Origin of the sequence: Rhodoferax saidenbachensis (assembly GCF_001955715.1) — a bacterium.
Classification (GTDB): Bacteria; Pseudomonadota; Gammaproteobacteria; order Burkholderiales; family Burkholderiaceae_C; genus Allorhodoferax; species Allorhodoferax saidenbachensis.
Window position 1 is genome coordinate 2,203,200 of sequence record NZ_CP019239.1, and the last position, 23,673, is coordinate 2,226,872.

Annotated in this window: 21 protein-coding genes; 6 read left to right on the forward strand and 15 right to left on the reverse strand. The window is 59.3% G+C overall.

All coding sequences use genetic code 11. The features are described 5' to 3' along the window. Positions 1–229: 229 nt before the first annotated feature. On the reverse strand, positions 230–1,213 hold the full coding sequence (locus tag RS694_RS10510) for a hypothetical protein (RefSeq protein WP_029705729.1): 984 nt from the start codon (positions 1,211–1,213) through the stop codon (positions 230–232). 270 nt (positions 1,214–1,483) lie between these two features. Next, positions 1,484–2,911, reverse strand: coding sequence for a hypothetical protein (locus RS694_RS10515; protein WP_029705730.1), 1,428 nt, complete (start codon positions 2,909–2,911; stop codon positions 1,484–1,486). Positions 2,912–2,996: 85 nt separating this feature from the next. Here RS694_RS10515 and RS694_RS10520 point away from each other — a divergent pair, with 85 nt between their 5' ends. Then, a complete protein-coding gene (locus tag RS694_RS10520) occupies positions 2,997–4,043 on the forward strand; it encodes a hypothetical protein (protein WP_029705731.1) in 1,047 nt (348 codons plus the stop codon). 292 nt (positions 4,044–4,335) lie between these two features. Here the strand turns inward: RS694_RS10520 and RS694_RS10525 are convergent, their stop codons facing one another. The 6 genes from RS694_RS10525 to mltG are packed head-to-tail and all read right to left on the reverse strand — an operon-like array spanning position 4,336 to position 8,849. After that, entirely contained in the window at positions 4,336–4,995 is a 660-nt protein-coding gene (locus tag RS694_RS10525) for an ankyrin repeat domain-containing protein (protein WP_029705732.1), read from the reverse strand. Continuing rightward, positions 4,992–5,786 carry a TatD family hydrolase gene (locus RS694_RS10530; protein WP_029705733.1) on the reverse strand — a complete coding sequence of 265 codons (795 nt, stop codon included), beginning with the start codon at positions 5,784–5,786 and terminating at the stop codon, positions 4,992–4,994. Before RS694_RS10530 ends, RS694_RS10525 begins: the two co-directional genes overlap by 4 nt. Before the next feature lie 50 nt (positions 5,787–5,836). Continuing rightward, the gene (locus RS694_RS10535) at positions 5,837–6,199 is read right to left on the reverse strand and encodes a PilZ domain-containing protein (protein WP_029705734.1); all 363 of its coding nucleotides are present in this window, start codon (positions 6,197–6,199) and stop codon (positions 5,837–5,839) included. A 4-nt stretch (positions 6,200–6,203) separates the two neighbouring features. After that, a complete protein-coding gene (locus tag RS694_RS10540; protein ID WP_029705735.1) occupies positions 6,204–7,220 on the reverse strand; it encodes a DNA polymerase in 1,017 nt (338 codons plus the stop codon). Further along, a complete protein-coding gene (gene tmk / locus RS694_RS10545) occupies positions 7,217–7,849 on the reverse strand; it encodes a dTMP kinase (protein WP_029705736.1) in 633 nt (210 codons plus the stop codon). The genes RS694_RS10540 and tmk overlap by 4 nt, the downstream gene beginning before the upstream one ends. 16 nt (positions 7,850–7,865) lie before the next feature. After that, positions 7,866–8,849 (reverse strand): endolytic transglycosylase MltG, encoded by a 984-nt coding sequence (mltG, locus tag RS694_RS10550; RefSeq protein WP_029705737.1) that lies wholly within the window; start codon positions 8,847–8,849, stop codon positions 7,866–7,868. 45 nt (positions 8,850–8,894) lie between these two features. Between mltG and ygfZ the strand changes: the two genes are divergently transcribed. Next, complete coding sequence (gene ygfZ / locus RS694_RS10555) at positions 8,895–9,851, forward strand: CAF17-like 4Fe-4S cluster assembly/insertion protein YgfZ (RefSeq protein WP_076069560.1); 957 nt, start codon at positions 8,895–8,897, stop codon at positions 9,849–9,851. A 118-nt stretch (positions 9,852–9,969) separates the two neighbouring features. After that, positions 9,970–10,602, forward strand: a complete 633-nt coding sequence (locus tag RS694_RS10560) for a protein phosphatase CheZ (RefSeq protein ID WP_029709010.1) — start codon at positions 9,970–9,972, stop codon at positions 10,600–10,602. Positions 10,603–10,730: 128 nt separating this feature from the next. On the opposite strand, the gene RS694_RS10565 is transcribed toward RS694_RS10560, so the two are convergent. After that, complete coding sequence (locus tag RS694_RS10565) at positions 10,731–11,588, reverse strand: YbgC/FadM family acyl-CoA thioesterase (RefSeq protein WP_029709011.1); 858 nt, start codon at positions 11,586–11,588, stop codon at positions 10,731–10,733. 11 nt (positions 11,589–11,599) lie between these two features. After that, positions 11,600–12,577: an alpha/beta hydrolase gene (locus RS694_RS10570; protein ID WP_029709012.1), complete on the reverse strand. Its 978-nt coding sequence runs from the start codon at positions 12,575–12,577 to the stop codon at positions 11,600–11,602. Positions 12,578–12,634: 57 nt separating this feature from the next. On the opposite strand from RS694_RS10570, the gene RS694_RS10575 reads away from it, so the two are divergent. Beyond that, entirely contained in the window at positions 12,635–13,771 is a 1,137-nt protein-coding gene (locus RS694_RS10575; RefSeq protein WP_029709013.1) for an iron-containing alcohol dehydrogenase, read from the forward strand. An 82-nt stretch (positions 13,772–13,853) separates the two neighbouring features. Next, positions 13,854–14,591: an HNH endonuclease gene (locus tag RS694_RS10580; RefSeq protein ID WP_076069563.1), complete on the forward strand. Its 738-nt coding sequence runs from the start codon at positions 13,854–13,856 to the stop codon at positions 14,589–14,591. A gap of 68 nt (positions 14,592–14,659) precedes the next feature. On the opposite strand, the gene RS694_RS10585 is transcribed toward RS694_RS10580, so the two are convergent. Further along, on the reverse strand, positions 14,660–14,866 hold the full coding sequence (locus RS694_RS10585; RefSeq protein WP_029709014.1) for a hypothetical protein: 207 nt from the start codon (positions 14,864–14,866) through the stop codon (positions 14,660–14,662). A gap of 203 nt (positions 14,867–15,069) precedes the next feature. Here RS694_RS10585 and RS694_RS10590 point away from each other — a divergent pair, with 203 nt between their 5' ends. After that, positions 15,070–17,874 (forward strand): EAL domain-containing protein, encoded by a 2,805-nt coding sequence (locus RS694_RS10590; RefSeq protein WP_076069565.1) that lies wholly within the window; start codon positions 15,070–15,072, stop codon positions 17,872–17,874. Positions 17,875–17,889: 15 nt separating this feature from the next. Here the strand turns inward: RS694_RS10590 and RS694_RS10595 are convergent, their stop codons facing one another. The 4 genes from RS694_RS10595 to RS694_RS10610 form a co-directional block, all read right to left on the reverse strand. Beyond that, positions 17,890–18,783, reverse strand: coding sequence for an alpha/beta hydrolase (locus RS694_RS10595; protein WP_029709016.1), 894 nt, complete (start codon positions 18,781–18,783; stop codon positions 17,890–17,892). 180 nt (positions 18,784–18,963) lie between these two features. Then, the gene (locus RS694_RS10600) at positions 18,964–20,133 is read right to left on the reverse strand and encodes a patatin-like phospholipase domain-containing protein (RefSeq protein WP_029709018.1); all 1,170 of its coding nucleotides are present in this window, start codon (positions 20,131–20,133) and stop codon (positions 18,964–18,966) included. A gap of 13 nt (positions 20,134–20,146) precedes the next feature. Continuing rightward, positions 20,147–20,953 (reverse strand): HDOD domain-containing protein, encoded by an 807-nt coding sequence (locus RS694_RS10605; protein WP_029709019.1) that lies wholly within the window; start codon positions 20,951–20,953, stop codon positions 20,147–20,149. A gap of 131 nt (positions 20,954–21,084) precedes the next feature. Beyond that, complete coding sequence (locus RS694_RS10610; RefSeq protein WP_029709020.1) at positions 21,085–23,532, reverse strand: Tex family protein; 2,448 nt, start codon at positions 23,530–23,532, stop codon at positions 21,085–21,087. Positions 23,533–23,673: the final 141 nt, after the last annotated feature.

Genomic DNA, 23,673 nt, shown 5'->3' on the forward strand with positions numbered 1-23,673 from the left:
TGGGCATATTCATCGGGTGCTACAAACTGATTTAGCTGATTCGTACCCGCCTGGCACGCCAGTCCTGAATGTCAGCTATCTGGCCATGAGTCTGAGGTCACCGACTTCCGCTTTGGGTCGAGAGTGAATGGTCAGCTTGCGCCAACGCCCCAAATAGGGGTGGTGGATTTGAATGCGAATACTCAGTTGGGTGAGACGCTTCTACCAAACGCTATTCGGATACGACCATTCAAAAAGCGACACTAAAAGACCAGCGCAGGTCGATTGCGGTTGCCAAATCCGGCTGAACAAGCGTGATAACCGCACCCGCAGCGATCATGCAATCTGAAGGCAGACAGGTCGCCGTCTGAGACTCATGCATCAGCTTGTTTCGCACTCGCTTTCGCAAGTCGTCTAGTTCAGAAAATAGTTCCGCGCTCATCAGACCGCGGGTTTTCAGCCTTCGAAGTACTGAGCTGATGGATGGTTGGTTGCTGTCAATTGTTTCACCTCCTAGTAATAGCATGTCTTTTACAGCTGCTTCAATGACAAACCACAGAAGTATGAAAGAGCTTCGAAAATCGTTCCTCGTAAAAGCAGACTTGGCCTGAGCAATAAAAGACAGTCGTTTGATGAGCGTGGGATTTGAAATCGCGTGTTCAAATTGAGTTAGACCGGCTTCAATTGCATTTTCGGAAACGACAGTGCAGTTATCCCAACCAGTCCACTCAACGGACGGCATGGTTTTCTCATCTCCGCCTACGAGCCATCCGCTAGCCTGTTGCCTTGCCCTCACCCGAGAAATCTCTCCTATGTGCACGCGTCTAACTGGTCGTCCGCCTTGAATACCCACTCGGCATGTTTTATCGATTGATATCGAAGAGAGTTCAATGTTCCCCGATTGAGTGCACTTATTGGATTCCGACTCCATAAAGACTAGCAATGCATTGATGTAGTCGATGTGTTCCTCCCACCATTGCACAGCTCTATGGGTGTCCGACATGTTCGGCATGCTCGCTGAAAGTTCTTTGACTCTGAGCAGGATCAATCCATCGATGCAAATCAGTGCAGTAAATTGCTCAGACTCCATGCAGATCGCAATCTCTGGAACCATACCGGAAAGGCGCCATCCGTTCTCTTTGTCAAATACGTCGATGCGTTCGCCTACCCAAAAGCCTTTGTCGGTACAGAATCCAACAAAGTCTTCGATTTCCTCGTTTCTAAATTCCAGCATTATTCTCTTCGAGTCAGTGGCGTACGGCCCCTGAGAACGCTAATTTCACAAAAGAACAGCAATGGCAGCTGCAGCCCAATAGTGTCTGTGAAAGAAAAAGGCCCCTTAGGGCCTCTTCTTGGCAAGCACGCAGGTGCTCATCTTGCGAGGTTCTGTTTCCCTTGCTAACCGCAAGACCTGGATTGCTCCAGGCAGCACGTTCGTATTCCACCCGCTCTCGAACCATCTTGTCGCGATTCTAGTTCTGATTGGATCCTACGAGATAGTGAGTTATTTGCGGCTAGGAGCAAGAGGCGGTTGCCATCCCGTCACTGGGCCAACATGCACACTGATTCCGTATGCATATTGGTCTTGGTGGTAGGGTGCACCGCGATACAGGATGACATTCGCAGATTTTTCCAGCTCACGATAAAGTTCATTGCCAGTTCCACAACTGTAGAGAAGCATGACGGTCAAGCGTTCGGTGCCACTTGTGGCGACAACCGTCATGTAAAGCGCTCGCTCATCCGGCTCGCCAACTTCGACACTCCATCCGGCCTCTCGCAATGGGCGAACCAGGTCTCGAATGCAGTCCTCCGACAGGACCGCACTGCGCAATGTGATGCCACCGTCAGTAGGCAATTCCGGTACAAGTCGTCCATGCTTCTGAAAATGCTCTTGTTCATTGAGATTCAGGGCCATCTGCATCTGGCCGCGAAACAACGCCTGCTGCCAAAGCAGCGTGCTGTCCTGGGTCATCTCTGGAAAAAAGAGTGACACCTGATTGGACTCGTCGTGCCACGACTCAATCACACCAAGCGTTGCCAGTGCGACAACAAGCCGTTCGAAATTCGCTGATTGCTGCCAATCCGACGAGGTTCCGTGCGCGAATAAGTGACGATTCAGCCAAGTTGCACCATCGTACTTGTCTGTATTTTGGAAGAATGAGCCCTTCATCCATCTTTTGAATGTCTCAAACGCAAAGACACGTTCATCCTGTCCGAAAAGATAGTCGATGCTCAGGTACTCACGAGGCACCCACATCCCATCGAAATGCAATCGAGCGGCAAGAGCACAAGCTCGGTCAAATACTCGATCGATCTGCTCTGGTAGCGGAAGATCCGACGAGTCGATGCTGATTCTCTTCATGGCACCTTCGACGACCGGTATCAAGGCTGCAATGCTGGACGCTCGATACCCGCTGTAAAAAGCCAAATATGCTTCCCTTGCAAGTGGCGCGTATTCAGCAAGACTCCGTGAGCAAGGTAACAGTTGGGCAATGCATACTGCCTGAAAAGCCAGCGTATAGACCGTCGAAAAATGGTATCCAAACAACTCGACGGCCTGGTCACGCGAGCAATGCTCAGTCTCTTTGAGCAGCGCCTGATATTTCCCACGAGGTACCCATAGAGGTGAAAACCACTCCATTTTCTCCCACAAGGACGCGAGGCGCTCCGCCTTGACTTTAGTATCAAGCCACTTCGGGTCGTCGATATGAGAAATTTTTGGAAAGCATGCCGCGCCGCCTTCGACTCTTAGCACGATAGCTCTAGTGGTTTGAAATAGTCCAACATCGCGCTCAACGGCGTCAACAACGTCAAGCCCCATTTGTTGAGCCCAGAGTACAACGGTCTGCGCATCTAGGTCAGAGAGCTTCGGAAGACCGAGTACTTTTTTCCAAAGACCTGGAAATTGGGTTGGGTGCATCGCTTCAGTCATATCGTCATTTGTAGGATGGCCGCCTATTTGGCAAAGTGCTTTCTTCCGACATTGTTTAGCATAGTCATTCTTGTGAAGGCAACCGATGACCAACGATGAATACGATGAGATGCTCGCTCGACACCAGAGACGGACGCAGGAGATGGCGGTGCAGGAATTGCGCAATGCGTCCACCCTGATCGAGGCATTCAAGGAGTACGCCCATGCCAGAGGAGTGCTGCTCACTGATTCGTCTTTTCACTACTCTCCCCCACTCGGCATAACAGCTTCGGCACCAGGCCTATTGCTTGCACTTACGGATATCAAAGCCGATGGTCGAGACGGGCTATTTTCTTGGGCTGATCTCACACAAGTGCTTCAACCCGAAATTTTCGACAGCGGATGCTTTCGAGGGACTAATTTCGTTGCCATGGCGCATCCCTGTTTTAGAAGACAAATGCATCCAGGAAGCAATTGGGCGCCCAGGTTCATTGACCTTTTTTGGGCATTGAATGGTATTGGACTGGAAAAGTCTATCGCTCTTGACGAAAACAGGGTTCGCATTGACGTAGACGGTCCGATGTATGCGGAGGCTGACACTTGGTATGGGCCGCCGTTCAACAAGGAAATCTCACAGATTGCGTCAGGAAACGTCAAGCTGAGGCCCCCCGCGGACTTGTCCATCACTCGTCTACAGATGTTCTTCTCAAGTGCTTATTGCGTCGACATTAAGTGGTCGGGATCAAGCGTCATCAAGACTTTCCAGGCATTGGAGCTGAAGACAGAAGATGTTCAGATCGCTTTGGGGGACGATCAATACCATCCTGCCCGCTACCTTCATGCGGAGTTCGACACCCAAAGTCGCACCTTTCGCCACTTTGATGGGGCGATACAGTACTTAACCTCAGCAGAGTATCAGGCGCGAAGAGACAATGACTTCAGCATGACCTACAAGACTACCCAGCACGTAAAGCCGAAGTCTAAAAAGCTCTTCAAATTGAATGGAGCGATCGAGGTAGATGACTGGGTTGAGCTCTCATCACACTTCTTTGCAGCTAATCCATTGATGTTCGAGTATTTCAATGGCGCCTATCCAGACCACATTCTGAATATTCTGGAAAAGCTTCGTGCGCTACCTGAGGAGCGCCGTTAGCTAGAAGCCCCGACTGCCATCCATCTGCAGCGGGCTAGCGCATTCGCTTCACGATTGGACGTACGATGAAACGCAACAGCTATTGAGCTGGCTGATCCTATTCTGTGCCTGAAGTCAGGCGGCTGTTGTGAATCAAACACAACAAATGGACGGCTAAATTGATTGCAACAGGCGTATCTGATAAATCGTACAAAAGTATCCCGGCACAGCTAGATTTTCAAATGCAACAGTCAGCCAAAACTACCTAGTCTTTCGCGTAATATGTGCGAGCAAGCCCTAAGGCGTGGCCGGCTTACCACGTGCCTTTGGGGACCCGCGCCCGGATGGCTGCGGACAGTATTTCGACAGCGTCGGGCTTCTGCCCGTTGCGCGCAAAGTCAATTGCCGTGAGTCCCAACGCGTTCTTCAGCATGGGATCTGCGCCGCCTGCCAGCAAAGCTTGCACGGCAGCGCTGGTGCCGTAACCCGCGGCCATCATCAGCGGTGTGCTTTTATTGGGTGATGCCGCGTCGATATAGGCGTGGTTGTTCAGCAGCATCTGGATGATGTCGACGTGCCCGCCTGTGGCTGCGTAATGCAGTGGCGTCCAGCCTGTCTTGTTGACATCGGCATCCCGGGCGATCAGCTTGGCACAGACATCCGGCATACCTTTGATCGCCGCCAGCATCAAGGGGCTTTCGTCCTGGGCTGTGCGCACTTCAACCCGGGTAGCAGGATTCGCAATCAACGTATCAATGACTTTGGCCGACTCTTCGCGCAGGGCCAAAATCAGGCCGAATTGCCCATTCGGATCCAGCGTATTGGGGTCAAAGCCACGCTGCAGCAAGTTGCCAATCGTGCCCGCATTGTCCTGCTTGATGGCCATGAAGAAATCTTCGTAAGAGCCTGCATTGGCGAATGAAAATCCAATTAATACATATAGATAGACTACGTATTTAAAGTACTTTCTCATATTGATACACCCTTAAACAGATCCAGGAAATTCTGGCTGGTCGTCTGCGCAATGGTCTCCACGCTGCAATTCTTCAAGCTGGCCAGCTGTTTTGCCACATACGGCACATACGATGGATTGTTGGTCTTGCCGCGATACGGCATGGGGGCCAGATAAGGGCTGTCGGTCTCGATCAGAAGCCGGTCCATGGGCACAAGCGCCGCCACATCGCGTATTTCCTGGGCACTCTTGAACGTCAAAATGCCGGAAAACGAAATGTAGAAACCGAGCTCCAGCGCGGCCTTGGCCACCATTTCGTTCTCGGTAAAGCAGTGGAACACGCCGCCCGCGCTGCCCGCACTGCCGTCTTCCCCCTCTTCCCGCAGAATCGCCAAAGTGTCATCCGACGCGCTACGGGTGTGGATGACCAGCGGTTTTTGCAGGCGCCGCGCGGCACGGATATGGGTGCGAAAGCGTTCGCGCTGCCACTCCATATCGGCCACAGTGCGCTCGCCCAGACGGTAGTAGTCCAGCCCGGTCTCCCCAATCGCCACCACGCGCGGTAGTGCGCCGCGTTGCAGCAGGTCATCCAATGTGGGTTCGGTGACGCCCTCGTTATCGGGGTGCACGCCGACGCTGGCCCAGAAGTTGTCATAGCCCATGGCGAGCTGGTGCACTTCGGGAAACTCTTCCAACGTGGTGCAAATGCACAGGGCACGGTCGACCTGTGCATCGGCCATGGCCAGGCGGATTTGGGGCAGCGAAGCCGCCAGTTCAGGAAAAGTCAGGTGGCAGTGGGAATCGGTAAACATGCGTCAATCAGGCCAGAGGTGGCCGCCAAGCATGCTGCAAAAGCAGCCGCTCAGATGGTTTGGGTGGGGCGGTCGGATGCCATGTGGGCACCCAGAATTTCTTCGATCTTGAGCTTGAGCGCGTGGGACTTTTCGTCTTTGGGGAACGAAATGCCAACGCCTTGTGTGCGGCCACCGGCTGCTTTGGCCGGGGTCACCCAGGCCACTTTGCCAGCTACCGGGTAGCGTTGCAGATCCTCGGGCAAGGACAGCAGCACATACACATCATCACCCAGCGAATACTCGCGCGAAGTGGGAATAAACACACCGCCCTCGGCAAACAACGGAATGTAGGCTGCGTACAAGGCAGCTTTTTCCTTGATGGACAGCTGGATGACGCTGGGCCTGGGGGTGGATGCGGGCGCGGTACTCATATCACTAATGCTTCGAGTTTAGGGCCGATTGGGCCTGTCCGACAAGCGCTTCTTGCATCAAGCCTGCGTTGAATGGGTGGTCCATGGTGCGCATGGCCCGGGCCAGGTCTTTGCCCCAGGCGCTCAGCGGCGCCACGGGCACCGTAATGCCGGCCAGATCTTCCGCCGCAAAAAAGCGCGGCGCAGCACCCGCCTGGTGCGCCATCAGATCGTGGCAAAGCTTGTGTTGCGCATCCACGATGTCCTGCACGCTCCAGTCTTTCACGGCAAACGTATCGCCATGCGCCATGGCCTGGGGAAACTGGCGCCAGGCTTTGGGGTCACGCCCAGAGGCGGCAAAAGCCAGCGCATCTTCGGGGCGTCCACCAGTAGCTTGCAGCAGGAGCTGCGCCTGGGGAGCAGCAATACCTTGCGCCTGCAGCCACGCAACGCCTGCTTTCGCGTCGGGCCAGACCATGGCGTGGCCCAGACAGCGGCTGCGGATGGTGGGCAAGAGTTGGTGTGCCGACTCGCTGGCCAGCACAAACTTGACATCCCCCGGCGGCTCTTCCAGCGTCTTGAGCAAGGCGTTGGCCGTGATCGCGTTCATCTGCTCGGCCGGGTAGACCAGCACCGCCTTGCCACGCCCGCGGGCACTGGTGCGCTGGGAAAATTCCACCGCATCACGCATGGCGTCCACCCGTATCTCGCGGCTGGGCTTGCGTTTCTTGTCGTCGATATCCGCCTGGGCTTTTTCAGACAAGGGCCAGCCCAGCTCCATCATCTGGGTCTCGGGCATCAACACACACAGGTCGGCATGGGTGCGCACCTCAACCGCGTGGCAACTGCCACACACACCGCAGGCACCATGGGGTCCTGGTGCTTCACACAACCAGGCACGCACCAGCGAGAGCGCCAACGGGTATTGACCGAGCCCGGACGGCCCGTGCAGCAGCCATGCATGGCCGCGCTGGGTCAGCAACTGTTGTGTTTGTGCCGCAATCCAGGGCGCTGGAAGGGCGCGTGTATCGCTTTCGGTCATGGCAAAAGCCCTTTGCCCTTGACTGCCTGCGCCACGTCCCGCCACACGGCATCGGTGGTCTGGTCGGCGTTGATGCGGGCAAAGCGCTGGGGATCAGCCGCCAGGCGCTGGGCATAACCCTGCGCCACTTTCTCAAAAAAAGCCTGCGGCTGGGACTCAAATTTGTCGGGCACACGGGCACTGGCCAGGCGCTGTGCCGCCACGCTGGGCGGCAGGTCAAACCAGATCGTCAGCTGCGGCTGCAGCAAAGCCCCCTCACCCGTGCCCTGCACCCATTGCTCCAGCACACCCAAGGTCTGCAGGTCAAAACCGCGCCCGCCGCCCTGGTAGGCAAAAGTGGCATCGGTAAAACGGTCACACAGAACCACCTCGCCGCGCGCCAGGGCGGGCAGGATGACCTGCTGCACGTGGTCACGCCGCGCGGCAAATACCAGCAGCGCTTCGGTCATGGCATCCATGGCTTCGTTCAGCACCAGGCCGCGCAGCTTCTCAGCCAGCGGCGTGCCACCGGGTTCACGGCTCAGCGTCACCACCCTGCCCTGCGCCCGGAACGCCTGGGCCAGTGCATCGATGTGGGTGGATTTGCCGGCGCCGTCTATGCCTTCAAAACTGATGAAAAGTCCGCTCATGGGGTGGTGTGTACCTTCATTGGCCGCGCTGGTATTTGTTGACCGCCCGATTGTGCTCGTCCAGGCTGGCACTGAATTGGCTGGTGCCGTCACCCCGCGCCACAAAGTACAGCGCCTTGGACTGGGCCGGTTGCACGGCCGCAATCAGGGACGCTTTGCCCGGCATGGCAATCGGCGTGGGCGGCAGGCCGGTGCGGGTGTAGGTGTTCCAGGGCGTGTCCGTGAGGAGATCGTTTTTCCGGAGATTGCCATCAAACGATTCACCCAGACCATAGATCACCGTGGGGTCGGTCTGCAGGCGCATGCCAATGCGCAGGCGGTTGTTGAAGACCGAGGCCACCATGGGCCGGTCACTCGCGCGCCCTGTTTCTTTCTCCACAATGCTGGCCAGCACCAGCGCGTCGTCCGCGCTTTGCAGTGGTGAGGCCGGGTCGCGCAGGGCCCAGGCCGCCGCCAGCCGTTTCTCCATGGCGCGCTGCGCGCGCTGCAGCACGGCCAGGTCACTGGAGCCCTTGGCATAGGTGTAGGTGTCGGGAAAAAAGCGGCCTTCGGGGTGCTGGCCGGGCTTGCCCAACTGCGCCATGATGGCCTCGGGTGACAGGTCTTGTGTCAGAGGCTTGAGCTGGTCTGCCTTTTTGAGCGCTTCACGCACCTGGCGAAAGGTCCAGCCCTCGACCAGCGTAACGCTGCGCAGGGCTTCTTCACCGTTGACCAGCTTGCGTAGCAGGGTCTGGGGGGTGACCACGCCGGTCAATTCATAACTACCGGCCTTGATCTGGCGTGACTTGCCCGACAGGCGGAACCACCAGTAGAGCAGCGTAGTGTCCACGGCCACACCGGCATCCGCCACGTCCATCGCCACCTCGCGGGCACTGGAGCCCGGCTCGATGGACAGGTCTACCGTCGGTGCCGACAGGTCCAGGGGGCGGTTGAGCCAGCTATAACCGGCCCCACCCAGGCCGAGCACGGCCGCCAGCAACACGACGAATAAGAAACGCAACCCTACACCCCCTGTGAATATGTGAGAGGAATCATAATTCACCGCATGACCTCTGCGCCCCTTGACAACGCCCCCTGTACCGCCGCCCCAACCCCCTTGAATGGGGTTGCCCAACTCAGTCACCTAGGCGTCATCCGCATCGAAGGTGAAGATGCCGCCAAGTTCATCCACGGCCAGCTCACGCAGGACTTTTCGCTGCTGGGCCTGGGCGAAGCGCGTCTCTCGGCCTTTTGCAGCGCCAAGGGCCGCATGCAAGCCAGCTTTATCGGCTTCAAACGGAGCAACGGCGACATCCTGCTGGTGGGCAGCCGCGACATCCTGGCGCCCACGCTCAAGCGTTTGTCCATGTTTGTCATGCGCGCCAAGGCAAAACTGAGCGACGCTACGGAAGATTTTTCGCTCTACGGCCTGTCCGGAAACGCTATCAAAGATATAGCTGCTCGCGCACAGCCCACCTGGTCCAAGGCCGATTTTGAAGCGACAAGTGTGGTCAACCTGTACCCCGCAGAGGGCACGCCACGCCAACTGTGGGTGGCCCCCGCAGGCACCGCTGCACCAGCGGGAGATGTCTTGCCCTTGGAGGCGTGGCTGTGGAGCGAGGTAGCGAGTGGCATTGCCACCCTGACGGCCCCCGTGGTGGAGGCCTTTGTGCCGCAGATGCTCAATTACGAGTCGGTCGGCGGCGTCAATTTCAAGAAGGGTTGTTACCCCGGCCAGGAGGTCGTGGCGCGCAGCCAATTCCGCGGCACGCTCAAGCGCCGTGCTTTTGTGGTGCATGCAGAGGCGGCCATGGCTGCAGGCCAGGAAATCTTCGTGGCAACCGACCCGGACCAGCCAGTGGCTACCGTGGTGCAGGCGGCGGCGGCCCCCGGCGGGGGTTTTGAAGCCATCATCTCCGCGCAGCTTTCTGCGCTGGAATCGGGTACTTTGCACCTTGGCAGTGCCGCTGGCCCTGCGCTGCAGGTCAAACCCCTGCCTTATCCTTTACTGGAAGACATCTAAGACAGGCAATAGGCTTTGCGAAGCCCAAACAACCTGTAAACTTCTTTCAAAATCAGTATTAACCGCCGCAACGAAGGACCACTTTCGTGCGGCGTCCAAGAAGGGGTTGGTTCAGCGTATGTCGACACCATTGACCAAAGAAGAAGCCTTCGCGCGGTTGGGTTCCATTACCCGCGAAATGCATGAGGCGCTGACGGTATTGGGCGGCAACCAGTTGAGTGCCATCGTGGAAGAAATCCCCAATGCGCGTGACCGCTTGGCCTATGTAGGCAAGATGACCGAAGACGCCGCCAACAAGGTACTGACCCTGGTGGAAATTGCCAAACCCGAGTGTGATGACCTGTCCTCCCGCGGGCTGGAGCTAAGCCAGTCCATCGGCCGCATGGCGGCTAACCCGGACATGAGTGTGGAACGTGCCAAGGCGCTGATGCGCGCCTGCGGCAAGTTTGCCGAAAGCACCGCCAAGTTCGCCGGCAACCAGGGCGAAGTGCTCAGCGACATCATGATGGCGCAGGACTTCCAGGATCTGTCCGGCCAGGTGATCAAGAAGGTCATCGACATCATCACCCGCACCGAAATGCAACTGGTGCAGCTGCTGGTCGACAGCTCTCCCACCCCACCCGCTGCAACGGCCAAGACCGAGCCCACCGAAGTCACCGTAGACAACCACGTGCTCGAAGGCCCGCAAACCGCGGACAACGCGCTCAAGCAGGACGATGTTGACGACCTGCTGGCTTCGCTGGGTTTTTAGAAGTCCGGCCGTTCGGGCTGAGCCTGTCGAAGCCTTTTGAAAGCGACGTTTCGACAAGCTCAACGCGAACGGACTTGATCGCAAACTCTTTGGACTTCGACAGGCTCAGTCCGAACGGGTCTACTTGCTTAAAGGGAGAGCACCATCTCAATGTGCTGTATGCCCGCCTCCTCAAAAACCGCGCCGCGCGGCGCAAAGCCGAGCCGCCGGTAAAAGCCCTCTGCACTGCACTGCGCATGCAGCATCACTTCCGTATCACCACGTTCGCGTGCCGCCTGCACCAGGGCCAGCAGCACATCGCGTCCCAATGACGCCCCGCGCAACGCGCGCTTCACGGCCATGCGGCCAATGCGACCGACACCTGCCGCCTCTTGTGTGAGCCGTCCACTCGCCACCGGGTGACCCAGGCGGTTGACGATCACGGCGTGGCGCGTGCTGGCGTCCAGCGTGTCCCACACGAGATGAGGCGCAATGCCCTGCTCCTGCACAAACACCTCTTCGCGCAGCTTGGAAGAAGGGCCTTCCAGTTCCTGCCAACTATCCACGCGTTGTATGGTCATCGCCTCGCCAGCCTCAAACCCTTCCAGAATGCTGCGCAGCGCGGCTGGCACGGGTTTGGAGGTCTGGGTGGCCGGGTCGGCAAACACATAGAGCAGCTCACCGGTGATCAGCAGCGTGTCGCCACGGTAGATGACGCCCTCAAACCGCATGGACGAATTGCCCACGCGCGCGCAGCGCAGGCCCACATCCAGCACATCGTCATACAAGGCCGATGCGTGGTACTCCACACTGGCCTTTTTCACATAGACATCACCGCCCAGGAAGTGCATGGACTCTTCGTACGGCAGTGCCAGCGCGCGCCAGTAGTCAGCCATGGCGGTGTCGAAGTACATCAGGTAGTGGCCGTTGAAGACGATTTTCTGCATGTCCACCTCGGCCCAGCGCACCCGCAGGCGGTGGAAAAAGCGGAAGTCACTACGGTTCAATGCGGTGTCGCTCATGCTGCAAAAGACTCTTTGAGTGCGCGGGCCGCATCGGCGTGCGCGCGTTGGGCCTCAGGAATAGCCCGGCCCATCTTGATGAATTCGTGCACCACGCCACGGTAAATTTCCAGATCCACCGGCACACCTGCCATGCGCAGGCGGTCCGCATAGGCCACGCCTTCATCCACCAGCGGGTCGCATTCGGCCAGACCTATCCAGGCAGGCGCTACGCCGCTCAGGTCGGCCACGTCGCCCGAGGCCGTCTTGCCATCCAGCGGCGCAAAACGCCAGTCGTCCCGGTCTGCGGGCGTACGCACGTACTGGTTGAAAAAATACGTAATCTGCGCTTCGTCCAGCACAAAACCCTTGGCAAAGGTGCGGTGCGATTCGGTGTCTTGGTGGCCCGCGCAACCAGGGTAAAAAAGCAGTTGCAAGGCCAGTGGCAAACCCGCATCGCGCGCCTCGATGGCGCAGGCGGCTGACAAGGTGCCACCGGCACTGTCGCCGCCCACGGCCAAACGCGTGCCATCCAGTCCGTGGTTCTTGCCTTCACGCGCCACCCATTGCACGGCATCCCAGGCGTCTTCATGCGCGGTGGGAAATTTGAACTCAGGTGCCAGCCGGTAGTCCACCGACAACACGGCGCACTGCGCCAGATGGCTCAGGCGGCGGCACAAGCCGTCGTGTGTGGCCACGCTGCCGATGGTGAAGCCGCCGCCGTGAAAGTACACCAGCACCGGTAGCGCACCACCCGCGGGCGCATACAGGCGCACCGGTATGTCAAACCCGTCGCGCGCGGGCACGGTGAAACTTTCCACCCGCACCAGCGCCTGGCTGGGCAGTTCCAGCACACCCGAGCCCGCCGCGTAGGCCGCACGGGCTTGCACAGGCGTCAGCGCGTGCATGGGCGGATGGCCGGCGCGGGCGATGCGGTCCAGCACGCCACGCATAGTGGGGGTTAACAAGGCTTGGGGGTTACGTGGGCGACTCATATTCGGGTGGTGTTCTTGGTACAGTGCAATTTTTCCCATCCTACACGGCGGAACACTATGGCTTTTATCTACTACGTGACACAAATCCAGTTCGAGTTTGGGGCTGTCAAGCTGTTGAAACAGGAATGCGAACGCGTGGGCATCACCCGCCCACTGGTGGTGACCGACGCAGGCGTCAAAGCTGCGGGCGTATTGCAAAAGGCGCTGGACGCCCTGCCCGGCATGACCGTCGCCGTGTTTGACCAAACCCCCTCCAACCCCACCGAAGCCGCAGTGCGCGCGGCGGTTGATGTCTACAAAGCAAATAACTGCGACGGCCTGATCGCCGTGGGCGGCGGCTCGGCCATCGACTGCGCCAAAGGCGTCGCCATCGCCGCCACGCACGAAGGTCCGCTGACCCACTACGCCACCATCCTGGGCGGCTCGCCGCGTATCACCGACAAGGTCGCCCCCATCATCGCCGTGCCCACCACCAGCGGCACGGGCAGCGAAGTGGCACGCGGCGCCATCGTCATCGTGGACGACCACCGCAAGCTCGGCTTTCACAGCTGGCACCTGGTGCCCAAGACCGCCATCTGCGATCCGGAACTGACACTGGGCCTGCCGCCCAAGCTCACCGCCGCCACGGGCATGGACGCCATTGCCCACTGCATGGAAACCTTCATGGCCCCGGCCTTCAACCCCCCCGCCGACGGCATTGGCCTGGACGGCCTGGCCCGCGGTTGGGCCAATATTGCCAAGGCCACCGCCGATGGCAGCGACCGCGAAGCCCGCATGAACATGATGAGCGCCAGCATGCAAGGCGCGATGGCATTTCAAAAAGGATTGGGCTGCGTGCACTCCTTGAGTCACAGTCTTGGCGGTGTAGACCCGCGCCTGCACCACGGCACGCTCAACGCGATGTTCTTGCCCGCAGTGATTGCGTTCAACGCTTCTGCCGAATCAATCCAAAAGGAAAACCGCCTGCAGCGTATGGCCCACGCCATGGGGTTGTCGTCGGCTAGTGACATTGGCCCCGCGATCAAAGACATGAACGCCCGCCTGGGCCTGCCCACTGGCTTGGCTGCGATGGGTGTAGAAGCCAGCCAGTTTGACCAGATCATCGTTGGGGCGATGGCAGACCACTGCCACAAGACTAATCCGCGGATTGCGACGGAAGAGGAATATCGGGAGATGTTGGTTCAGGCTTTGTAGGAAGACGGTAGTTTTTGATTTCCGCAAGCCAGTTTGCAGCCCTACTCCACAGAGATTTGCGGTTTGTACTGCGTTACTCCTCATGAAAATAAACGAGGTTTGTTGCATCTTTTGCGGCTCCAAGGGGCCCTCCAGCGCTATCTCTCACATTGTTCCCGAGTCGCTCGGCGGCCCACATTCACCGATTGCCACGCAAGGTATCACCTGCAACAAATGCAACCAGTATTTTGGTCAAAAGGTAGAGCAACCGGCTCTAAGAAGCTTTCCTTACTCCGCGTATCGACTATTTAGTTCTGTTCCCTCAAAGAAAGGGCGTCCTTTCGAAATGCCCGTCTGGCAAGGAACGGTTCAAGGTACTGGCATGCCCGGGCAATTCTTTATCCGACCAGCTACAGACGCGATCCGGGAAACGCTACAGAAAAATAAAACTGGGCAACTCCGAATTCTCGCGGAGGTTTCTGAACCCTTGGCAGTGTGCAGGATGCTTATCAAGATTGGCCTGGAGCAAATTGCTTCGAATGCCTATGAAATGGCCGTTTCAGATCGCTTGCACGCAGCGAGGGAATTTTGTCGCCGCCCTAAGCATGGGGATCGTTGGTGGTTTCTTCTTTTTGCGGATCCCATCATCATGCAATCACGTTTAAGCAAACCCGAAGAGGATTTCTGTCAAATTGAGGTTACTGAGCAGCAGGGGCAGCTATGCGCAATCTTGCGTTTAGCTGGAATATTGACAATCGTTCCTCTTGAATCCAATCTTCTTCCACCTAGTGATCTTGGTGAAAAGTTACCAAAATGCAGAGCTATATGGGCTGCATCTTGAAACCAAGGCTCAATTTCAGTGCTGAGAAACCTCTAACAAGGCTGTTGTAAGCAGTTTGTTGAAATAACTCAACGACCTGCCAGACGCTCTACCACCACCGAATCTAGCGTCCCCAGTAACTGGTTGAAGCCCCAGTGCAAAAGGTCCTGCGGCAACACCTGCGCATGCACACCATTGCTGCTTGCCTTGGCCGCAAAACCTCGCGCTTGTGCGCAGGAATCTTCGCGCCGTGACAAACACAACGCAGCCGCACGCAGCGCGTTCGACCAGGTCATCACTCACGCTAAGGCCGACGATTGCCACAAGACCTATACGCGGTTTGCAATGCTTCAGGCATATCTCCAGATGCCCGAACGGTCGTTTTGGCACCAGCACAGCGACCTTGTAAGGAGGCGTATAGAAGTCACGGCTAAACTGCCACCGGAATTTAAAAATGATAGCAAGGGTGCCCTGCGGCACCACAGGGAGCTCGACAAAAATGCGCCACTATTCCATCAAGACTTGGCTGACGCGAGGAACCTACCCGCGCCTCTTTTTGCCTGTAGTGGGCATCATTGTTGTGGTGAGTCTGGTGCGCTACAACCTGATGTTCACTACCGAGTTGCAGGAAGCGGTCGAGCACCAGCAAGCCCAGGTGCAAGTGACCGGGCATTACCTGCTGCCCCTGTTGGTGCGTGCCAGCGCCAATGGCACGCAGGCCGAATTGCAAGCCATGCTCGAAAAAGAGCTGCGTTTCAACCCGGAAATTCAGAGTTTGCAATGGATCCAGCGAGAACAACCCCTGCACGCCAGTGCTTCCGGTTTGGCGCGCTCGCAGGTGCCCTCGTGGTTTACAGAGCTTGCGGCCCTCAAGCCCCTGGGTGGGGATTTTGCCCAGCAGTTGCCTGATGGAAGCCATGTGCAACTGGTGGTTGTGGTGGGTACTGCGCAGGCGCTGGAGCAAGTCTGGCGCACCATTGGCACACAAATGCGTATTTCGGCGCTGAATATTTTTGCCATTCTGTTTGTCCTGGCCGTGCTGTTGCGCGCAAATGCCCGCATGCTGAACCGCTTGAACCATGCGACAGAGCGATTTCGTGCAGGGGCACTGAACACCCGCATGGTCGAGGAAGGTACGCTGGAAGTGCGGGCCGTGGCGCAGACTTTCAACGGCATGGCGGCGCAGGTGCAGCATCTGGTCAAGTCGCTGCAAACCACGCAAACCGATCTTGAAGAGCAACTGCACTTCACCCGCCAGCTCATCAATGCACTGCCGTTGCCCGTATTTGTGCGGGACAACGATGGCACCTGCCTGGGAGTAAACCGCGCGTGGGAAGAATTCTTCAGCACGCCGGCCGATGCGATGGTTGGTGCCCGTTTGTCCAGCGACTTTGTCGCGTTGCCCCACGAACGTGAAGGCCGGCAGTTGCGGCCCCTGAGTCGCAAGGACAACGAGGTTCTGGTCAAGGCCGGGGCCTATGACCTGCGGGAAATGGCCTATTTCAAGGCACCGTTCACACTCATGGACGGCAGCGAGGGCGGCACCATTGGGGCGCTGGTAGACATCACGGACCGAAAAATAGCGCAGGAAGCCCTGCAGGAAGAAAAGGAGCGCGCGGAGGTCACGTTGTCCTCCATCGCGGACGGGGTGATCACCACCAACCTGCATGGCTATATTGAGAGCCTCAACGAAGCGGCGCAATTTTTGACAGGCTACGCCGAACACCAGGCCTTGGGACACCCGTTGAATGCGGTGTTTCAACTCGATCCGCAATCCAAGGCCCTGCCCCACGGTTTGACCGTTGCCAAACTGCACCTTTGTACCAGCCCTATCCAGGCCATCAACCAGTTGCTGCTGCACCATGCCGGTGAGCGATACGCCATTGAGTTCACCGCAGCTCCGATTCGCAAAAGCGATGGCACCGCCATGGGCTGCGTGCTGGTGTTCCGCGACGTGACCGAAACCCGTGACCTGCAGCAAAAAATTTCCTGGCAGGCCCGCCACGATGCGCTCACCGGCCTGAACAACCGCGACGCCCTGGCCCAGCGCCTGACCCATGCGATGCACCAGGCGCGCCAGGAGAGCAGTCTGCTGGCCGTGTGCCTGTTGGATTTGAATAATTTCCAGGAAATCAATGACCGTTATGGCAATCGGGTCGGAGACCGCTTGTTGAAAGAAGTGGCGCTGCGTTTGCAGGGTTTTGTGGCGGACCCTGGCGATGCCGCGCGACTTGGGGGAGATGAGTTTGTCGTGCTCTTGCGGGGAATGCAAAGCACCGCAGAGATCCAGCACCAGCTCTTGGAGCTGCTGGAGCAACTGGCCCAGCCGTATGCGATTGACGATCTGCTGCTTGGCTCCTGTGCCAGCGCTGGTGTGGTGGTGTATCCAATGGACGATGCCAGCCCGGACACCCTGCTGCGCCATGCCGATCAGGCGATGTACCAGGCCAAACAGACCGGCCGCGGCATGCATATTTTTGATACCCAGCAGGACCAGGAAGTACACACTCGCTACAACCGCCTGGCCGTCATGTCCCAGGCCCTGCACCAGAGCGAGTTTCGCCTGTACTACCAGCCCAAGGTCAACTTGCGCACTGGCGCCGTGGTGGGCGCCGAAGCCCTCCTGCGCTGGCAGCACCCCGAGCAGGGCCTGTTGGCGCCCGGCGAATTTTTGCCGCTGATGGAGCACTCCGACCTGATTGTGGAAACCGGCGAATGGGTACTGCACCAGGCGCTGGCCCAACTGCAGACCTGGGTGCGGCAAGGCCTGCGTTGGGTGGTGAGCGTGAACATTGCGGCGCGCCATTTCCACCGCGTGGATTTTGTGGACCGCCTGCGCGGCCTGCTGGCCTGCTATCCGCAGGCGCCCGCCCATTTGCTGGAGCTGGAAATTCTGGAGTCAGCCATATTGCAGGACATCCCGCATATGCGCCAAGTCATGCAGGGCTGCCAGGCCCTGGGCGTGTGCTTTGCATTGGACGACTTTGGAACCGGTTTCTCCTCGCTCTCCTACCTCAAGCGCCTGCCGGCAGAAACCATCAAGATCGATCGCATGTTTGTGGATGGCATCCTCGACGACGCAGAGGACATCACGCTTGTCAGTGCCATCGTGGCGCTGGCCAAGGCATTTGAGCGCTCCGTCATTGCCGAAGGGGTGGAGACCTCGGCCCAAGCCAGCAAGCTATTGGCCTTGGGGTGCGAACTGGGCCAGGGCTACGGCATTGCAAGGCCTATGCCGCCAGAGGCCATCGTCGGCTGGGCTGCAGCATATGGCAAGACATTCACTGCCCCTGCAAACGCCTGAACCCCGCCAACGCTGCTAAGGTTTGCTGCTATCCAGCCTGCTGGCCACCGGGGCCGACAGGCTGGCCATAAACGCCTCCACCGCTTCCGTATAAGCCCCTGGCTTACCGAGCAACTGGTTGATATCCCCATGCGACAGGTCCTGTGACAGCACCTGTGCACGCACACCCAGGCTGGTCGCCTTGGCCACAAAGCCGCGCGCTTGGGCACAGGAATCTTCGCGCCGTGAGGAACACACGGTCAACACAGGCCGGGCGGAACCATCCAGCACTTGCAGCGGCGACACAGCGCGCCAATACGCGGGGTCGATGCCAAAGGCCGGGTCGTACAGGTTGAAGTGTTTGGCCTGCATGATGGGCGCCACATCGAGTGCGGCACTGTCCAGCGCCACCGTGCCCAGCCAAGGCGCAGCGCCGGATTCGCGCGCCAAGGTGGGCGATGCAGCCAGCAGCGCCACCAGATGCGCCCCCGCCGAATGCCCCATCAGGATGAACTTGCCCGGGTCTGCACCCCAGGTGCTGGCCTGTTGCTGGGCCGTGGCCAGCGCGCGGGCCACATCACGGGCCTGCTCCAGCGGATCGGCGTCGGGCAGCAGGCGGTTGTTGATAGATATGAAGACAAAACCACGCGGGCTCCAGCGGGCGATTTTGTTCTGGACCACTGAGGCGGCATTCTTGTCCCCTACCCGCCAGCCACCGCCATGCACCATGAAGATGACCGGTGCAGCGCTGGTTTCGCTCGGGTTGGCAGGCAGGTAGATGTCCATGCGCTGCTTGGGATGGGTGCCATAGGGCACGTCACGCAGCACGCGCGGTGATTGTTCCGCCGCGTCTTGCGCCTTGGCGCGGCGCTCCTGGATGCGTTCGCGCAAAGTGGTGGCGAACGCGGGCTGCGCCAGAACAAACACCACGCCAGCGCTCGCGGCCCAGCGCCACACAGCGCCATATCTCGATTTACGTGCCGAACTACATGCCATAACGACTCCACAACTGTTTGAGAATACCCGCGGCCTCCATACCGGTAGATCCTGCGAACCACCACAGCGCAAGCACACAGGTGTAGAGCAGGCGTGCCATGGTCTATGGGCGGTTTACAACGGCAGCACGCGTGCCATGTCGGGTTGGTCCAGCCAGGTGGCAAACTCATCCACCATTTGCTGGCTGGCGCCGCAAGCCGCGCTCCAGGCTTTCACACGGCCGGCCAGGTCGGGGCCGTAGTGCGTGAAATCGGTGCGGTCGGGCAACTTGCCGTTGGGCAGGGTTTTGACCCATTCGGGGTTGGGCGCCAACAGCAGCATGTTGTCCAGGTGATGGGTGGACTTGTGGCGCCACTTGAGGCTCTTGTCCAGCCAGCCGGGCACCACACTCTTCTGGAAGTGCGGGTACAGCACGATGCCACCTTCGGCCTGTGTTTCAGTGCCATTTAGGCCTGTAGCCCTCGTGGATTGTGCGCGAGCAGCTCCATTTTTGATAGCATTTTGCGCACCTGCGGGGTAGTTTAAATGCAGGTGGTAGTCGGTGATACCGCCGTCCCAGTAAGCGCCGGGCGGCGCGCCGGGGATGTTGTGCACGGCCTTGAGCACGAAGGGAATGGAGCAACTGGCCTGCAGCGCGGGGTTGAAGTTGGCCTCGCTCAAAGCCACCTGGCGTGTGCGGTAGTCGTGGGTACCAAATGGGAGCGGCATGCTATGACCATCCACACCAGGGCTGGAAAACACAACACGTTCCAGCCACGCGCCCATGGCCTTGCGGTGCACGGTGTTGGTCAAAAACGCGCCCAAGTAGCCCAGCGGTGTGCGCAGGCCGTGCTCGGTATTGAGCACGTGGCGCCCGCGCGAGGTCACGATGTGCAGCTTGTAGCGCGGGTGGTGCAACACCTCCGGCACGCGCCCGCCGTAAAAAGAAAGCAGGCTCTGGCCAAACATCTCGCTCACGAATTCAGCCGTGGGCCGTTTCTGGCCCGGTGCCAGCTCGTAATGCTGGTGGATGTAGTCGTGCTCCAGTCGCGCAAATGCGGCCACCGAATCATTCAGGCAGGCCGTGGCCATGCGCCAGGCGCCAATCGAAGCGCCCACCAGGTCGACAGGCTGGCTGGATCGGGTGAGCCAGTCACCAAAGATAAACCGGTCCAGCGCCCCAAGGATCAGCCCCTTGGGCCCACCGGCCGCGCCGGGAATGGTGCTGATGTGCTGCGGCTGCAGCCCGTGTTGGGCAATGGCGGCGCGGGCCTTGGGGCCTGCATAGAGTTGGAGTGCTTGCATGAAATCCAGAAGTTCAGGTATGTGCCGCCCAGTCAAACGGGTCTTGTTGCAGCACCATGTCGATGTCGAGTCCTAGAGCGACTCCCACGGGGTCGGGGAAAGTCACGGCCATGCCGCGTTCGCTCAGGTTGGCTTCTTTGCACCGGGCGCGCCAGGTCGCCAGGTGGATCACGCCGGCCAGCGGTTCGTAGACATTGTTTTCAAACGGTGCGTACTGGTGCTCCAGCGCGTCCACCATGGTCTGGGGAAACTGCCACATGCGCGCATACCCGGCGCCCACGCTGGCATAGCAATACCCCAGGTCGCGGCGCTCCAGCTTGGCGCGGCGCAGGTCCAGCGGCGGGAGTTCAAAGTCCATCACAGCCATCTTGTCGGGCATGGCCAGGTGCATGGCCAACTCACCGATCGCGTGGATCAGCCCGCAGGTAAACGCGGCCTGCTGGTTTTGCCGCACCACGCCGGCCAGTGAGCGCGAGACGCGGGCCACGTTGAGGCTGTAGTCCCAGAACTGCTGCAGGTTGATGCCCGGCACGGCTTTGAGTGATGCGCCCACCGCCGCCGCCTGCGCCATGGTGCGCACTTGCTGCAGGTTGAGCAGGGCCAGCGCTTCGGAGACGCTGTTGATCTTGCCGCTGAGGCGAAAGAAATCGGAGTTGGCGAGCTGCAGCAGACGCGTGGTCAGCGCGGGGTCCGTGCTGATGCACTGGTTGACCGCTTTGAGGTCAACCTCGGGGCGTGCCATCTCATTGAGCAGCAGGGCCACCATTTTCGGGATGCTGGGCAGGGTGAACTGCTTCTCCAGCAACGCACTGAGTTCCATGCGCAAGACCTCCAACACCAACGGTATGTACTTCGCCCGATTATGGCCTGCCAGACTCTCCATGGGGCCCCTGACCCTGCAGCCCGGAACGCGCCCTCCCTCACTGGGTCGGGCGGTTCTTCTTGCGTGGGTTAACGCTTGAGCTTGGCAAAGGCGCTGGCCATCGCCGAATTGCCGGCTGGGGCGTTGTTGTCGCGGTAGCTGCCTTGCTGGCGCTCCCCACGGGCTGCACCCTGGTAGCGGTTGTCCCCTGCCCTGTCCTTGCTTCCTGCAGGCGCGGCGCCAATCTTCATGGTCAGGGCAATGCGCTTGCGCGCCACGTCCACTTCCACGACCTGCACCTTGACGATGTCGCCGGTCTTCACGACCTCGCGCGCGTCGTTGACAAACTTGTGTGCGAGCTGGCTCACATGGACCAGGCCGTCCTGGTGGACGCCCAGATCAATGAACGCGCCGAACTGGGCCACGTTGCTCACGGTGCCCTCCAGAATCATGCCCTCCTTCAGGTCCGCAATGTCTTCCACACCGTCGTTGAAGCGCGCCACCTTGAAGTCCGGGCGCGGGTCGCGGCCAGGTTTCTCCAGCTCGGTGAAGATGTCTTTCACGGTGATCACGCCGAACTGCTCGTTGGCGAACAGCTCAGGCTTGAGCGCCTTGAGCATGTCAGCGCGGCCCATGATCTCGGACACCGGCTTGCCAGACTTGGCAATGATCTGCTCCACCACCGGGTAGGTTTCCGGGTGCACGCCGGTCATATCCAGCGGGTTGCTGCCGCCGCGGATGCGCAAGAAGCCTGCGCTTTGCTCAAAGGTCTTGGCGCCCAAGCCGGTGACCTTCATCAGGTCCTGGCGGCTGCTGAAAGCACCATTGGCTTCGCGCCAGCGCACCACGGCTTTGGCCACGGTGCTGGAAAGGCCGGACACGCGGGACAGCAAAGGCACGCTGGCCGTGTTCAGGTCCACCCCCACCGAGTTCACGCAGTCTTCGACCACCGCTTCCAGCGTCTTGGCCAGTTCGCTCTGGTTTACATCGTGCTGGTACTGGCCCACGCCAATGCTCTTGGGGTCAATCTTCACCAGTTCGGCCAATGGGTCTTGCAGGCGGCGTGCAATCGACGCCGCGCCACGCAGGCTCACGTCCACGTCGGGCATCTCTTGGGAAGCGAATTCGCTGGCAGAGTAGACCGAGGCGCCCGCTTCGGACACGACAACCTTCTCCACCTTGATCTCGGGCGCACCCGCTTGCGCAGCCATCTTGGCCAGCAGTTTGATCAGGTCGCCAGCCAGCTTGTCGGTCTCACGGCTGGCGGTGCCGTTGCCGATCGCAATCAGGTTCACGCCGTGTTTGGCGCAGAGCTTGCCCAGCGTGTGCAGCGAGCCTTCCCAGTCCTTGCGCGGCTCGTGCGGGAACACGGTGGCGGTTTCCACCAGCTTGCCGGTCGCGTCGACCACGGCCACTTTCACGCCGGTGCGGATGCCCGGGTCCAGACCCATCACCACGCGTGGGCCAGCGGGTGCGGCCAGCAGCAGGTCGCGCAAGTTGTCGGCAAACACCTTGATAGCCACCTTCTCGGCGTCTTCGCGCAGCTTGGAAAACAGGTCGCGTTCGGTGGACAGTGAGAGCTTGACCTTCCATGTCCAGCCCACGCATTTGCGGATCAGATCGTCCGCCGCGCGGCCCTGGTGGCTCCAGCCCAGCTTCAGGGCAATGCGGCCTTCGGCCAGTGACACTACCGGTGCCTTCACGGCCGTTCGGGCTGAGCTTGTCGAAGCCTTTGCGAGCCCTTCGACAGGCTCAGGGCGAACGGAATTGGCAGGCTCTGGGAGCACCAGCTTGGCATCCAGAATGTCCAGCGCACGGCCGCGGAACACCGCCAGCGCGCGGTGGCTGGGCACACGGCCAATCGGCTCGTCATAGTCAAAGTAATCACGGAACTTGGAGACGTCGGCGTTGTTCTCGTCCTTGCCTTCGGCCAGTTTGCTTTGCAGCAGGCCTTCGTTCCAAAGCCAGGCGCGCAGGTCCTGCACCAGCACCGGGTCTTCAGCCCAACGCTCGCTCAGCAAGTCGCGTACACCGTCCAGCACGGCGAACACCGTGGAGAAATCAGGTTGTTTGTCGGCAATCTGCTCCGCGGTGAGTGGTGGCTTGAGGTAGGCCTCAGCGGCCTCGGCAGGCACCAGCGTCGGGTTGGCAAACAGTGCGTCGGCCAGCGGCTCCAGCCCGGCTTCCTTGGCCAGTTGGCCCTTGGTGCGGCGCTTGAGCTTGAACGGCAGGTAAATATCTTCCACTTCCTGCTTGGTAGGCGCGGCCATGATGGCAGCGATCAGCGTGGGGGTGAGCTTGCCCTGCTCGTCGATGGCCTTGATCACGGCCTCCTTGCGGTCGCGCAGCTCGCGCAGGTAGGACAAACGGGTTTCCAGTTCGCGCAACTGGATGTCGTCCAACCCACCGGTCACTTCCTTGCGGTAGCGGGCGATAAACGGCACGGTGGCACCTTCGTCCAACAACTGGACGGCCGCTTCTACCTGGTTGGGACGAACTTGGATTTCCTGCGCGATCTGCGCGATGATATTTTGCATAGCGGAAACAGACTCGGTCTGCAGGATGCAGACGCTCATGAGAAAAGAGCGCGCAGTTTGCCAGAAAAATAGTCCGTTTCTCTGACGAAAAATGTGCTTAGAACGAGAACACGGATGGCGTTCTATTGAATTGCGCTGAAG